The organism is Rhizobium sp. F40D2, from assembly GCF_051810745.2.
In the GTDB taxonomy this organism is placed as follows: Bacteria; Pseudomonadota; Alphaproteobacteria; order Rhizobiales; family Rhizobiaceae; genus Rhizobium.
In genome coordinates this window covers 307828-321028 of record NZ_CM131436.1, presented here as the reverse complement: position 1 = coordinate 321028, position 13201 = coordinate 307828, and the positions used below count along the sequence as shown (strand labels likewise).

General features: G+C 63.4%; 11 protein-coding genes. 6 read left to right on the top strand and 5 right to left on the bottom strand.

The genetic code is table 11. The features are described from left to right. Nucleotides 1–30 precede the first annotated feature (30 nt). The gene (locus ACS4RS_RS01595; RefSeq protein WP_439009004.1) at nt 31–1305 is read right to left on the bottom strand and encodes a CNNM domain-containing protein; all 1275 of its coding nucleotides are present in this window, start codon (nt 1303–1305) and stop codon (nt 31–33) included. 466 nt (nt 1306–1771) lie between these two features. Next, nucleotides 1772–2251, bottom strand: coding sequence for a cupin domain-containing protein (locus tag ACS4RS_RS01590; protein WP_439009005.1), 480 nt, complete (start codon nt 2249–2251; stop codon nt 1772–1774). A 301-nt stretch (nt 2252–2552) separates the two neighbouring features. On the opposite strand from ACS4RS_RS01590, the gene ACS4RS_RS01585 reads away from it, so the two are divergent. Continuing rightward, nucleotides 2553–3371, top strand: a complete 819-nt coding sequence (locus ACS4RS_RS01585; RefSeq protein ID WP_439009006.1) for a TIM barrel protein — start codon at nt 2553–2555, stop codon at nt 3369–3371. Between the two features lie 329 nt (nt 3372–3700). Here the strand turns inward: ACS4RS_RS01585 and ACS4RS_RS01580 are convergent, their stop codons facing one another. Continuing rightward, the gene (locus ACS4RS_RS01580; RefSeq protein ID WP_439009007.1) at nt 3701–4744 is read right to left on the bottom strand and encodes a zinc-dependent alcohol dehydrogenase family protein; all 1044 of its coding nucleotides are present in this window, start codon (nt 4742–4744) and stop codon (nt 3701–3703) included. A gap of 250 nt (nt 4745–4994) precedes the next feature. Here ACS4RS_RS01580 and ACS4RS_RS01575 point away from each other — a divergent pair, with 250 nt between their 5' ends. Next, nucleotides 4995–5882 (top strand): branched-chain amino acid aminotransferase, encoded by an 888-nt coding sequence (locus ACS4RS_RS01575; protein ID WP_439009008.1) that lies wholly within the window; start codon nt 4995–4997, stop codon nt 5880–5882. Between the two features lie 288 nt (nt 5883–6170). Here ACS4RS_RS01575 and ACS4RS_RS01570 read toward each other — a convergent pair whose 3' ends face one another. Beyond that, complete coding sequence (locus ACS4RS_RS01570) at nt 6171–7073, bottom strand: LysR substrate-binding domain-containing protein (protein ID WP_439009009.1); 903 nt, start codon at nt 7071–7073, stop codon at nt 6171–6173. 135 nt (nt 7074–7208) lie between these two features. Here ACS4RS_RS01570 and ACS4RS_RS01565 point away from each other — a divergent pair, with 135 nt between their 5' ends. The 4 genes from ACS4RS_RS01565 (at nt 7209) to nadE (ending at nt 12409) form a co-directional block, all read left to right on the top strand. After that, a complete protein-coding gene (locus ACS4RS_RS01565; RefSeq protein ID WP_439009010.1) occupies nt 7209–8423 on the top strand; it encodes an efflux RND transporter periplasmic adaptor subunit in 1215 nt (404 codons plus the stop codon). A 76-nt stretch (nt 8424–8499) separates the two neighbouring features. Then, on the top strand, nt 8500–10119 hold the full coding sequence (locus ACS4RS_RS01560) for a DHA2 family efflux MFS transporter permease subunit (RefSeq protein ID WP_439009011.1): 1620 nt from the start codon (nt 8500–8502) through the stop codon (nt 10117–10119). A 31-nt stretch (nt 10120–10150) separates the two neighbouring features. Next, the gene (locus ACS4RS_RS01555; protein WP_449313984.1) at nt 10151–11344 is read left to right on the top strand and encodes an adenylate/guanylate cyclase domain-containing protein; all 1194 of its coding nucleotides are present in this window, start codon (nt 10151–10153) and stop codon (nt 11342–11344) included. A gap of 231 nt (nt 11345–11575) precedes the next feature. Beyond that, complete coding sequence (gene nadE / locus ACS4RS_RS01550; RefSeq protein ID WP_439009012.1) at nt 11576–12409, top strand: ammonia-dependent NAD(+) synthetase; 834 nt, start codon at nt 11576–11578, stop codon at nt 12407–12409. 12 nt (nt 12410–12421) lie between these two features. On the opposite strand, the gene ACS4RS_RS01545 is transcribed toward nadE, so the two are convergent. After that, nucleotides 12422–13105 (bottom strand): glutathione S-transferase N-terminal domain-containing protein, encoded by a 684-nt coding sequence (locus ACS4RS_RS01545; RefSeq protein ID WP_439009013.1) that lies wholly within the window; start codon nt 13103–13105, stop codon nt 12422–12424. Between the last annotated feature and the right edge of the window lie 96 nt (nt 13106–13201).

Here is a 13201-nt window from a genome sequence, read left to right as displayed (position 1 = left end):
GCGGCCGGAAACGAAGGCACCCGCCGACCGTCACTCCGCAGACACGAGTATCTTGTCCACACGCCTCCCATCGAGATCGATGACTTCGAAGCGCCATCCGTCTCTCGTGAAGCTCTCACCCAATTCCGGCAGATGTTTCAGCTCTTCCAACACCAGGCCGGCCACGGTCTGATATTCGAGATCGTCATCGAGCTTGAGATTCAGGAACTCGGCGAATTCGTCGATCGGCGTCCAGCCGGACACCAGGTAGGAACCGTCGTCGCGGCGAGCGATGGCCTGTTCGTCGACAGGTCCCTCCTGCAGAGCCCCCATGATCGCTTCCAGAATGTCGCCCGACGAAACAATCCCCTCGAAATGGCCGTATTCGTCGAAAACCAGCACCATGTGGACGGGCGATTTCCGGATCGCTTCGATCACATTGATCGCGGTTGAAAGGTCTGAAACCACAGGCACGTCCTGCGTCAGGGCCTTGATGTCGGCACTGCCGTGTTCGGACATCGAGTCGTAAAAATCCTTGACCGGAAGGATGCCGATCACCTCGTCCGAACTGCCCTTGCGAACCGGCAGCCGGGACCGTTTCGTCCGGTGCAGCTGCGTTCGGATTTCATCAAGGCTGTCGTCGATATCGATAATCTCGACATCGCGCCGGGGCGTCATCAGCGCCCGGGCGGTGCGGTCCGCCAGCCGCATGACGCCTGAGATCATCGCCGACTCTTCGCTTTCGATCACGCCGGCCGACTGCGCCTCGGCGAGAACGGTTTTGATCTCCTCGTCGGAGACGTTATCGCCGCCTTTTCCTGTCTGGCCGAGGAGCTTCAGCACAAGATTTCCGGAGGCGTTCAGAAGCCAGACGAGCGGTAGCGCGATTTTCGAAAGCACCGCCATGGCGGGCGCCATTTTCGCCGCAACGGCTTCGGGTTCCCGCAATGCGATCTGCTTTGGAACGAGTTCGCCGACGATCAGGGAAAGATAGGTGATGGCGACGACGACCGAACCGACGCCGATCGCGTCGGCGACCGTCGGCGACATCCCCTGTGTCTCGAGCCATCCGGTCAGGCGGCCCCCGAGCGTGGCCCCTGAGAAAGCGCCGGAGAGAACACCGACCAGCGTGATGCCGATCTGAACCGTGGAGAGAAAGCGGCCGGGGTTTTCGGCAAGTTTGATGGCTTGCGCCGCACCCTTGCTGCCATTGTCGGAGAGGACTTTCAGGCGGGCTGGCCGAGAAGACACGACGGCCAGCTCAGACATGGCGAGCACACCATTGAGGATGGTGAGAAACGCCACAATTCCAATTTCCAGAAACACAGGGACCCTATTCGTTGAGGTTTTAATGCCGCCTGAGGCGGCGCGGCGAGGCATTCGAAGAGACGCTATATCAGCATCGCCCTTCGTCCTTCCATTGTCGTGTTGACATTGAGGCGGCCCGTCATTCGCAATGATCTGGAAGATACCAGCGCTCTGCGGGATCAACCGAGGCGAGGCGGACGCCATCGCGTCGTCTACAGCGGTCGCCACCTTCCTCGGCCGGGAGATCGCGGCTGGAACGGATGGAGCTTGTACTGGATGGGTCGCTGTCGGGCATGTCGCAATTTTGGCGGTGAAATGCTTTCGGCGCAAGAGGCGCCGGGCAAAATCATCTTATTGCAGCGATGTGACAGTTTCGAAAAGGACGGCAGAGCGGTGTTTCCGGCCGGGGTTTCTGGAGAATTTTTCGCATTTCTGCATGATGCCGAAACAGCTCGAAACGTTCCGGCATCATGCGTTCGCGCCGTCAGGCCGCCAGGATCGTAATCCCATAAGCATTGGCGGCGGCCGTCATGCGGGCGATGGTTTCCGCTGAAGGGCTGGCCTTCGGGGGCTCTGTTACGCCTTCCGCTTCGATGAACTCGGCCATGTCGCGATCGACGACCGCGGAAAAGATTGCCGGAACGGTTCCGCGATTGGAATAGCCGTGCACCATGAAGGGCGGAATGGCAACGATGTCGCCGGGGCCGGCCTCGATTTCTTCGGGGCCATTGTCGGAAAGGCGCCAGATCGTCAGCCGTCCCTCAAGGATGCGGAAGACCTCGGGGCTCGCATGCGCATGTCTCGGCGTCCGGCTGCCTGATGGTACGGTGACGTCGAAGAGGTTGAGCCAGTTTCCGCGGATGCGAAGCCGCCGCTCGATCCGGTCGCCAAGGACGAAGAAGCGCTTCGCCTCATCATCCCTCTCTTCACCGGCATGCACGTTCACAAATGAGTTGGACATCATGTCTCTTTCTTGTTCTTGCGGGCTTTTCTTGCTGGCCCTTTCTTGCGGGCGCAGCCGTTAGACTTTTGCGCCGGTTTTGGCAACCATCACAATATATGCGCCAGGAACCGCTGGCCCCGATATCGGTGCGGCGGGTCGTTTCCGCAAGACCTGCCAGGCTGCGGCAAATGTGCCGGATCGGTGCCGGTTTTCGGGAGGCGCCCCGCCTGTAATACCGCCGACACAGAAGGGGCGCATAGAACGCGGCGGCTGTTCCGGCCATCCCCCACGCCGTCACGGCGTTCATCGATGGAGCACACCCATGTCTTCTCTCCCCGTCGTCGGCGCCGCCATGACGCTAGATGAAGTCGAGCTTCATCGGGACTGGCTGTTCGAAAAGTCCCGCGATCTCGAATTGCAGAGCTTTGCCGAGGCCGAGGTTTTGAACGGCGACTGGGCGCCGCTCGCCGAGCGCGCCCGCAGGCTTCTCGACGGTCACACCGGCCGTCTCGGCATTCACGGCCCGTTCTGGGGTTTTACCATCGCCTCTGAGGATCCCGATATCCGCGCCGTTGTTTCCAGGCGGCTGCAGCAGGGGCTCGATGTCTGCGCCGCCATCGGCGCGACGCAGATGGTCGTCCACAGCCCTTACACCTCGTGGTCCTACAACAACCTCGACAACAATGACGGTGGCCGCGAGGACCTGGTCGAGCGTGTGCATCTGACGCTGCGCGATGCCGTCAGGCGCGCCGAGGAGATCGGCTGCACGATGGTGCTCGAAAACATCGAGGACAAGGATCCTCATATCCGCGTGGCGCTCGCCGACAGCTTCAATTCGCCCGCCGTCGCGGTTTCGATCGATACCGGCCACGCCCATTATGCCCATGGCTATACCGGCGCGCCGCCGGTGGACTATTACGTCAAGGCCGCCGGCAACCGTCTGCAGCATGTCCATCTGCAGGACGCCGACGGTTATGCCGATCGCCACTGGAGCCTCGGCGAGGGCTCGATCCACTGGCACGCCGTCTTCGCCGCCCTTGCCAAGCTCGAAAGCAATCCGCGGCTGATCATCGAGATCAAGGATAAGTCGAAGATCCGGGCTTCGGCGCAGTACCTGGCCTCGATCGGCGTGGCTGAGTAGGGCGGGTTGCCTGCCTGCCTGCCTGCCCTATCATTTCGACGACATCGTATTTGGCTTGCCATGCCTGCGCCAAAGCGCGAAGCCCGAGAGGGATGGCTCGTGTGCAACTTGGCTCCCTCTTCTCCCCAGCGGGGGTCCGAAGGACGGGTCGAGACCTGTGGCTCGACCCCGATCGGTGGCCCGAAAGGGTCGGATGAGGGGGCCGCTCGGCAACACCTTCATGATTGCCCTTCGCTTGCGCTCAGCGCATTCACGGCTCTGCCGCTCACCCCTCATCTGCCTGCCGGCATCTTCTCCCCGCTGGGGAGAAGCGAAATCGTGGCAGCGCCTCACGAAAACCGCGTGATCACGCTGATCCCCGTCGCCTCTGCCTTGTCGAGCGCCATCAGCGCCGGCACGGCTTCCTCGAGGCTGATGCGGCGTCCGATCAGCTTCTGCGGGGCGATCTTGCCGGCCGCCAGCATCGACAGCATGGCGTCGTAACGCCAGGCCTGCATGCCGTGGCTGCCGTAGATCTCCAACTCGTGGCCGATCACCTGGGCCATCGGGATTTGCGGCGTGGCATATTCGCCGAGCATCAGCCCCACCTGCACATGCCGGCCGCGCCGGCGCAGGTTCTTGATCGAGTTGAAGCAGGTGGCGGGATGGCCGAGCGCGTCGATCGACACATGCACGCCGCCCTTGGTGATCTCGCGCACCGCCTCCGCCACATCCGCGACGCCGGAGGCATTGACCGTTGCCACTGCCCCGCACTCTCTGGCGAAGGCAAGCTTCTCCTCGGATATGTCGATGCCGATCGCATTGGCGCCGAGCGCGGTGGCGATCATGATCGCCGACAGGCCGACACCGCCGCAGCCATGCACGGCGATCCATTCGCCGGGGCCGGTGCGCGCCTGGTCGGCGACGGCGCGGAACGAGGTGGCGAAGCGGCAGCCGAGGCTTGCCGCCGTCGCATCGTCGATCGTCTCGGGCAGGTGCACCAGATTGGTGTCGGCATAATCGATCGCCACATATTCGGCGAAGGATCCCCAATGGGTGAAGCCCGGCTGGAACTGGTTCGGGCAGACCTGCTGGTTGCCGGAATGGCACTCGGTGCAATGGCCGCAGCCGGAAACGAACGGGACGGTCACCCGGTCGTCCACCTTGAAACGCATCACACCGCGGCCGGTGGCGACGACCCGCCCGGCAAGCTCATGTCCCGGCACATGCGGCAGGCGGATATCGGGGTCATGCCCCATCCAGCCGTGCCAATCGCTGCGGCAGAGCCCGCTGGCGCCGACCGATATGACGACGCCGTCCTCCGAAGGCGTCGGATCGGGCAGAGTGCGGATCTCGGGCGCCTGTTCGAAGGCTTCATAATACATGGCTTTCATCGGCGTCTTCCCTTGCTGCTGTCTCGCGATTTCTTCCCATAATCGCATGCGGCAGGCCTCCGTTCCAACTGTCCATTCCATCACTTTTGCTGATGCACCCATCGCTTACGCCGCGGGCGCCGCGCACGAATATTGCGGCCCGACGCCATCCTCCGGCATTTTCTTGCTTCCGCATTTGCCGCCCGGATTTGTCCTTGACCCCGCCTGCCGCGGCGGCTTTTGCTGTGCCGACTTCAGAGGGGAGGGCAACATGGCCGTCGATACATCACCGCGTTCAACCACCTGGACTCATGTCGACGGGGAATGGCTCCCGGGCAATCCGCCGCTGATCGGGCCGACCTCGCATGCCATGTGGCTCGGCTCCACGGTTTTCGACGGCGCTCGCTGGTTCGACGGCATCGCGCCGGATCTCGACCTGCATTGCCAGCGCGTCAACCGCTCTGCGCTCGCCATGGGGCTGAAGCCGGTGAAATCAGCCGAGGAAATCGCCGCACTCGCCTGGGAAGGCGTTGAAAAATTCGACGGCGCCACGCCGATCTACATCAAGCCGATGTATTGGGGCGAACATGGTTCGCCCGGCAGCGTCGTCTCCGTCGATGCGGAATCGACCCGCTTCGCGCTCTGCCTGTTCGAGGCGCCGATGGGCGGCCATGGCGGCACCAGCCTCACCGTCTCACCCTATCGCCGCCCGTCGCCGGAAACGGCGATGACCGAGGCGAAGACCGGCTCGCTCTATCCCAACAGCGGCCGCATGATCGCCGAAGCCCGCAGCCGCGGCTTCGACAATGCGCTGGTGCGCGATCTCAACGGCAATGTCGTCGAAACCGCCTCGTCCAACGTCTTCCTGGTGCGCGATGGCGTGGTGATGACGCCGGCCGCCAACCGCACCTTCCTCGCCGGCATCACCCGCGCCCGCGTCATGGACCTCCTGCGCAAGGCCGGTTTCGACGTCGTCGAAGCAACCCTTTCCGTCGAGGATTTCCTCGCCGCCGACGAAATCTTCACCACCGGCAACTACTCCAAAGTCGTCGGCGTCATCCGCCTCGACGACCGCGACCTCCAGGAAGGCCCGGTCACCCGCAAGGCGCTCGACCTCTACATGGACTGGGCCCACGGCAGAAGCGAGAGTGAAGAGTGAGGGTGAGGAATAGTCCCGCGGAGCGGGAGCAATCGATCCAGTGAATCGATTGCAATGACGAACGTCCGGAGCGCAAGCGCAGGGCCGGGTGGCTCGGCGAAGCAGAGCCCGATCCGCCCCTCATCCGGCTGCCGCCACCTTCTCCCCGCCTGCGGGGCGAAGGGGACAAGCCGTGAACCTCTCCGTCCCTCGCCAACGTCTCGCAGGGCACGTCCCCTCTCCCCGTCGGACGGGGAGAGGGCTAGGGTGAGGGGCAGCCTCTCGCGCTGAGGTCTGCCGCCTCACGCCTCACGTCATCCATTTCCGATGCTCCGCAAATCTCTCCGCCAGGAGATCGATGAACAACCTTACCTTGGTGGCCAGGTGGCTGCGATTGGGGTAGACGGCGTTGATACTGAATTCGACCGGCCGGTAGTCCGGCATGATCTTCACCAGCCGGCCTTCGGCGATGTCGTCGAAGACCACGAAGCTCGGCGCCAGGAAGATGCCCTGGCCATTCAGCGTCAGGAAGCGCAGCATCTCGGCGCTGTTGGAGATGGTGTTGCCGCCGATCTTGACGCTTTCCTGCCGGCCTTCGCCATCCGCGAAGCGCCATTCCTCGCCATAGGGATAATAGGCATATTGCAGGCAATTGTGATCGGCGACCTCGGCCGGCTTTTGCGGCATCGGATGGCTTTCGCGATAGGCCGGTGAGCAGACGAGCACGTGGCGCCAGGGCGTCAGCTTGCGCGCGACGAGCGATGAATCCGGTGGCGGCACGGTGCGGATCACCAGATCGTAGCCGTCCTCGATCATGTCGACCATCCGCTCGCCGATGCTGAAATCGAGCGCGATCGACGGATAGAGTTCCATATATTCGCTGACGACGGGCAGCAGGAAACGCACGATGGCGCTGCTGCTATAGACCTTCAGCGTGCCGCGCGGCGTGGTGCTGAGTGCGCCCGCCGTTCGGTCGGCCTCATCGAGTTCGGCGAGGATCTGCGAGGAGCGTTCATAATAATATTTGCCGGTTTCCGTCAGGCTGACCTTGCGCGTCGTGCGGTTGAGCAGCCTGACGCCGAGCCGGTCCTCCAGCGATTGCACGTGATTGCCGACCATGGTGACCGACATGTTGAGCCGGCGCGCGGCGGCGGAAAAACCGCCACATTCCACCACGCGGCCAAAGACTGTGAGGCTTGTCAGCCGATCCATATTGCCCTCGGATTATCCGCTGAGAGTTGATGATCCTTCCCGATTTAAGCAGATTATCACAATGAACGGCAGGGTGCATTGTCCCTTCAATCGAACAGGGCCTCTCAATGGGGCCGGCATTGAAGGAGAAACACAATGGTTGAGTTGCCCCGCAAGGATGTTTTCGACACGGCTCGGCAGGCCGATGACGCGCCTGCGGCCGAAGCGCCGAGCGCCCCGGTAGCCGAAGCACCTGTCGTCGAAGCCGCTGCTGCGGACGCGCCGAAGAAAACCGGCCGCAAGATCGTCAAGCGCGCGGTCATCGCCGTAGCGCTGCTTGCCGGCGTCGGTTTTGCCGGCGATTTCGGCTATCGCTATTGGACGGTCGGCCGCTTCATCGAATCCACCGACGATGCCTATGTGAAGGCCGATTACACCACCGTCGCCCCGAAGGTCGCCGGCTATATCAGACAGGTGCTGGTCAATGACAACGATCCGGTCAAATCAGGCCAGGTTCTCGCCCGCATCGACGACCGCGACTTCCAGGCCGCATTGTCCCAAGCGAGGGCCGCCGTGAAGGCAGCCGAAGCCGCCATCGCCAATATCGACGCCCAGATCGCCCTGCAGCAGTCGGTCATCGGCCAGGCCAAGGCGACGATCGATGCCTCGCAGGCCTCGCTCGATTTTGCCGTTTCCGATGCCGCCCGCTCGGCCCGGCTGATCACCAGCGGCGCCGGCACGCAATCGCGCGCCGAACAGAGTCAGTCGGCCCGCGACCAGGCCGCCGCCGCCGTCGAGCGCGACCGGGCAGCACTCGTTGCGGCTGAGAACAAGGTGCCGGTCCTTGAAACGCAGCGGCAGCAGGCGATTGCCGAGCGCGATCGGGCGGCAGCCGCCGGCCAGCAGGCCGAACTCAACCTTTCCTATACTGATATCGTCGCCGCCGTCGACGGCACGGTCGGCGCCCGTTCGATCCGCGTCGGTCAGTATGTCACCTCGGGCACGCAACTGATGGCCGTCGTGCCGCTGCACGCGGTCTACGTCGTCGCCAATTTCAAGGAAACGCAGCTGACCCATGTCCGCCCCGGCCAGCCGGTCGAAATCAAGGTCGACAGCTTTCCCGACATGGCGATCAAAGGCCATGTCGACAGTGTTTCACCGGCGAGCGGCCTCGAATTCTCGCTGCTGCCGCCTGATAACGCCACCGGCAATTTCACCAAGATCGTCCAGCGCATCCCGGTCAAGATCGTCATCGACGACGAGGCGCTGAGCGGCCTGTTGCGCTCGGGCATGTCGGTCGAGCCCGAAATCGATACCAAGGCTGCAGAGACCTCTGTGGCCGAGGAAGAATTATCCAGCCACGCCGGATAACCCTTCCGCCTTTTCCCAAATTCGCCCGAACCCCGTCATGAGAAGGTTTTCCGCGAGAACCGGAAAGAGATCAGCCATGGCCACTCTTCAGATCGCCGCAAACAGCAATTCGCTCACGCGCCCCGCCGCGGCGGCGCCCGCCCACCCCGCCGCCATCAGCCCGGTCCGTATGTGGATGGCCGTCGTCGGCTCCACCCTCGGCGCCTTCATGGCGGTCTTGAACATCCAGATCGTCAATGCCTCGCTTGCCGATATCCAGGGCGCCATCGGCGCCGGCACGGATGACGGCGGCTGGATCTCGACCTCCTATCTGATCGCCGAGATCGTCGTCATTCCCTTAAGCGGCTGGCTGACGCGCGTCTTCTCCCTGCGCAACTATCTGCTCGTCAACGCCATCCTCTTCCTGGTCTTCTCCGTCGCTTGCGCCTTTGCGGCCAATCTGCAGCAGATGATCGTCCTGCGCGCCATTCAGGGTTCTTCCGGCGGCGTGCTGATCCCGATGGCCTTCACCATCATCATCACCCTGCTGCCCAAGGCGAGGCAGCCGATCGGCCTGGCGCTGTTTGCCCTTTCGGCCACCTTCGCACCGGCCATCGGCCCGACCATCGGCGGTTATCTCACCGAGAACTGGGGCTGGGAATATATCTTCTACGTCAATCTGGTGCCTGGCGCGCTGATGATCGGCCTGCTCTTTGCCTCGCTCGACCGGGCGCCAATGAACCTGAAGCTGCTCGCCAAGGGCGACTGGCCTGGCATCGTCACCATGGCGATTGGCCTGGCGGCCCTGCAGACCGTGCTGGAAGAGGGTAACAAGGAAGACTGGTTCGGCTCCGATTTCATCCTCCGCCTGACTGTTGTCGCCGCCGTCTCGCTGACACTGTTCATCGTCATCGAGCTGAAGACGGCCCATCCGCTCCTGAACCTGCGTCTGCTCATGCGCCGTAATTTCGGCTTTGGCATCGTCGCGAACTTCCTGCTGGGCATCGCGCTCTATGGTTCGGTCTTCGTGCTGCCGATCTATCTCACCCGGATCCAGGGTTATAATTCCGAGCAGATCGGCATGGTTCTCGCATGGACCGGCATTCCGCAGCTGCTGCTGATCCCGCTGGTGCCGAGGCTGATGAAGCGTTTCGACATCCGCCTGTTGATCGTCGTCGGCTTTGCCCTTTTTGCCGCCTCGAACTTCATGAACGTGCACATGACCGGCGATTATGCCAGCGACCAGCTGTTCTGGCCGAACATCGTACGCGCCATCGGCCAGGCGCTCGTCTTCACCCCGCTCTCGGCCATCGCCACATCGGGTATCGAGCCAGAGAATGCCGGTTCGGCGTCCTCGCTCTTCAACATGATGCGCAATCTCGGCGGTGCGGTCGGCATTGCCTCGCTGCAGACCTTCCTGTCGAAGCGCGAACAGTTCCACTCGAACATCCTGACCAACTCGGTCTCCGTCTTCGAGGAGGCCACGCGTGATCGGGTCGCGAGACTCACGGCCTATTTCATGAGCCACGGCGTCAGCGATCAGGCGCTCGCCGGCCACAAGGCCATCGTCGCCATCGCGCTCAAAATACGCAAGCAGGCCAATATCATGGCCTTCAGCGACACCTTCTTCCTGCTCGGCGTCGCCCTGGTCGTCGCCCTGCTGGCAAGCCTGCTTCTCAGCAAACCCGGTCAACTCTCCGGCGGCGGCGCTCACTAGAGTTTGAAGGAGGAGAACGCCATGACAAGCGATCTATGCCCCCGATGCCAGCCGGTTTCAGCCGAAGGCGGCCGGCAATGCCGTCAGCGCCGGTGCGCTGCTCTCGATCATCGAATGGCTCTCCGGCGACGAATGCCATGCGCTCGACGAGGCGGGCCTCGTCTCCGGCCTCGGCCGCAGGCTTCAGGCGCTCGGCCTACCCGTCGACCGGCTGACCCTGCACCTGATGACGCTGCATCCCGAGTTCATCGGCCGCACCATCGCCTGGGGGCCGGGCGAGCCGGTCGAGATCCACGACCGTGAACACGGCGCCCGCGTTGCGATTGCCAATACGCCGCTGCGCAAGGTCATGGACACCCGCGAACCGCTGGTCGTCGGCGCCGGCGAAAGCGTGCATGGCCGCTGGCAGCATATCGATGTCTTTGCCGATCGCGGCCTGATGCAGCTCGTCATCGCGCCGCTCTGCAATGGCGACGGCCCGGTCAGCGCCGCCGTCTTCGGCACCAGGCGACCGGGCGGCTTCACCGCCTCCGAGCAGCAACTGATCGAACGCATCCTGCCGGCGCTGCGCAACACCAGCGAACTGCGCATACTTCGCCAGGTCGAGCTCAGCCTGCTCGACACCTATATCGGCCCGCTGACGGCAAGCCGGATTCTAGCCGGCCGCATCCGCCGCGGCGAGATCGAATCGATGCAGGCAGCCCTGCTGCTCTGCGATCTGCGCGGCTTTACCGAGCTGTCGAACCGGCTGCCCGGCAGCACCGTGCTCGGCCTGCTCAATGCCTATTTCGACCGGATCGTGCCGGCGATCACCCGCGAAGGCGGCGAACTGCTGAAATTCATGGGTGACGCCGTGCTCGCCTTCTTCCCAGGTTACGACGCCGCCCATTCCTGCGGCGCCGCGCTGGCATCGGCCCGCGCCATCCTCGATGAGATCGACCATTTCCAATATGAAGGCATCGGCGTGAAGGCCGGTATCGCGCTCCACTACGGCGAAGTCAGCTACGGCAATGTTGGCTCCGGCCGCCGCCTCGACTTCACCCTGATCGGCGGCGACGTCAATCTGGTCAGCCGCATCCAGACCGCCTGCAGCGAATTGGGAGAGCCCGTGCTGATGTCGGCGCCGTTCTGCAACGAGGCCGGGGCAGGGGATGCCGTCTCCGTCGGGGCGCATCGGCTGAAGGGTTTTGCCGAGCCGGTGGAGCTGTTTACGATCGCAAGGTAGTGCTCGCATCCGCCCCTCATCCGCCTGCCGGCACCTTCTCCCCGCCTGCGGGGCGAAGGGATATGCCGCGACCTCTCGGTTCCCCACTAGCCGCTCGTGAGGCAAGTCCCCTCTCCCCGTTTTTACGGGGAGAGGGTTAGGGTGAGGGGCCGCTTTCTTGCTATGAGGGAACCTCTTACTTACCTTCCCATATCTTTCCGCCCGCGAATCCCACAACAGAGGAAGAACCCCATGACCGTGCTGTCCGATGAACAAGGTGAGATCATCCGTGAACTGGGCGTTGCCGCCGAGATCGATCCCGAGCGTGAGATCGAGCGGCGAACCGAATTCCTCAAGGATTATCTCGTGGCGTCGGGCATGCGCGGCTATGTCCTCGGCATCAGCGGCGGCGTCGACTCGCTGACGGCGGCGCTGATTGCCCAGAAGGCGGTGCGCGAGCTGCGGGACAGCGGCCATGGGGCGGAGTTCATTGCCGTGCGCCTTCCCTATGGCGTCCAGGCCGATGAGGCCGATGCGGAGCGGGCGCTCGCAACGATCGGCGCCGACCGCGCGATGGTGGTCAACATCAAGGTGGCGGCGGATGCGATGCTGGCGGCTGCTCAAAACGGCGGCCTCGCCTTTGCCGATGCCGGCCGGCAGGATTTCATCCTCGGCAACATCAAGGCCCGTCAGCGCATGATTGCCCAGTTCGCCCTTGCCGGCGCGCTCGGCAGTCTCGTCATCGGCACCGATCATGCCGCCGAGGCGGTGATGGGCTTCTTCACCAAATTCGGCGATGGCGCCGCCGATATTCTGCCGCTCGCCGGTCTCAACAAGCGCCGCGTCCGTCTGCTGGCAAAGCGGCTTGGCGCCCCGGATGAGCTGGTCTTCAAGGTGCCGACCGCCGATCTCGAGGATCAGCGGCCGCTGCGCCCCGACGAGGAGGCCTATGGCGTCAGCTATGACGAGATCGACGATTTCCTCGAGGGCAAGCCGGTCGGCGAGATCGCCCGCCGCCGCATCCTTGCTGCCTACCGCGCCACCGCCCACAAGCGCGCTTTGCCGGTGGCGGTCAACGCCCTCTGACAGGGCCTGATCTTACGGCCGCACCGGCGAGCCGGTCCGGCCTGATGAGGCGAGATAGGCCTGCGGCGCGAAATAGACGCCGTCCGCGTCGAAGGCCTCGAGCTCCTCTACCTGCAGCGCTTCCCGCACCTTCGGGCGTGCCGCCACGCGGGCCATGAAGCCGTGCAAGCCCGGCCATTGCTGGAGATCGATGCCGGTCCAGGGCGACCAGTTCAGGCAGACGAAGAGATAGGCATCCGCCACCGTGAAGGCCTCGCCGGTGAGATAGGGGCCGGCGAGGCGGCCGTCCAGCCAGGCGAGCCGCTTCGATATCAGCGCCCGGATTTGCTCGTGCACGCTCGAGTAAAGCGGGTTGAACAGCAGCACCATCGGCTTGTGCAACTCGGCCGTGATGAAATTCAGATAGGATTGTACCTCGTTGCGCTTGAGGTTGCCGACCTCGGGCAGCATGGCCGAACCTTGCGGCACACTGTCGGCGAGGAACTGCACGATCGCCGGTCCCTCGGTCAGCACCCTGCCATCGTCGAGCATCAATGCCGGCACATAACCGTTGCCGTTGATGGCGAGATAATCCTTGCCGTCGCTTGTTCTGTGGGTTTGCCGGTCGACCTGGACGAGCTCGATGTCGAGCTCCAGCTCCCGGCAGACGATATGCGGCGAAAGCGAGCATGCCGCGGCGTGCATATAGAGTTTCATGACAGACTTCCTTCTGATGAGCCGGGCGATGCCGCCCGTTAATGGCGTTGAACATCTGTACTGTTTCGCATAAAATAGCTCTCGTCAAGAATTCAA

Bases quoted from the DNA above. Each gene is read 5' to 3' on its own strand.
- ACS4RS_RS01585 (WP_439009006.1), top strand. From the start codon at position 2,553: ATGTCTTCTCTCCCCGTCGTCGGCGCCGCCATGACGCTAGATGAAGTC.
- ACS4RS_RS01580 (WP_439009007.1), bottom strand. From the start codon at position 4,744: ATGAAAGCCATGTATTATGAAGCCTTCGAACAGGCGCCCGAGATCCGC.
- ACS4RS_RS01560 (WP_439009011.1), top strand. From the start codon at position 8,500: ATGGCCACTCTTCAGATCGCCGCAAACAGCAATTCGCTCACGCGCCCC.
- ACS4RS_RS01590 (WP_439009005.1), bottom strand. From the start codon at position 2,251: ATGATGTCCAACTCATTTGTGAACGTGCATGCCGGTGAAGAGAGGGAT.
- ACS4RS_RS01570 (WP_439009009.1), bottom strand. From the start codon at position 7,073: ATGGATCGGCTGACAAGCCTCACAGTCTTTGGCCGCGTGGTGGAATGT.
- nadE (WP_439009012.1), top strand. From the start codon at position 11,576: ATGACCGTGCTGTCCGATGAACAAGGTGAGATCATCCGTGAACTGGGC.
- ACS4RS_RS01575 (WP_439009008.1), top strand. From the start codon at position 4,995: ATGGCCGTCGATACATCACCGCGTTCAACCACCTGGACTCATGTCGAC.
- ACS4RS_RS01545 (WP_439009013.1), bottom strand. From the start codon at position 13,105: ATGAAACTCTATATGCACGCCGCGGCATGCTCGCTTTCGCCGCATATC.
- ACS4RS_RS01565 (WP_439009010.1), top strand. From the start codon at position 7,209: ATGGTTGAGTTGCCCCGCAAGGATGTTTTCGACACGGCTCGGCAGGCC.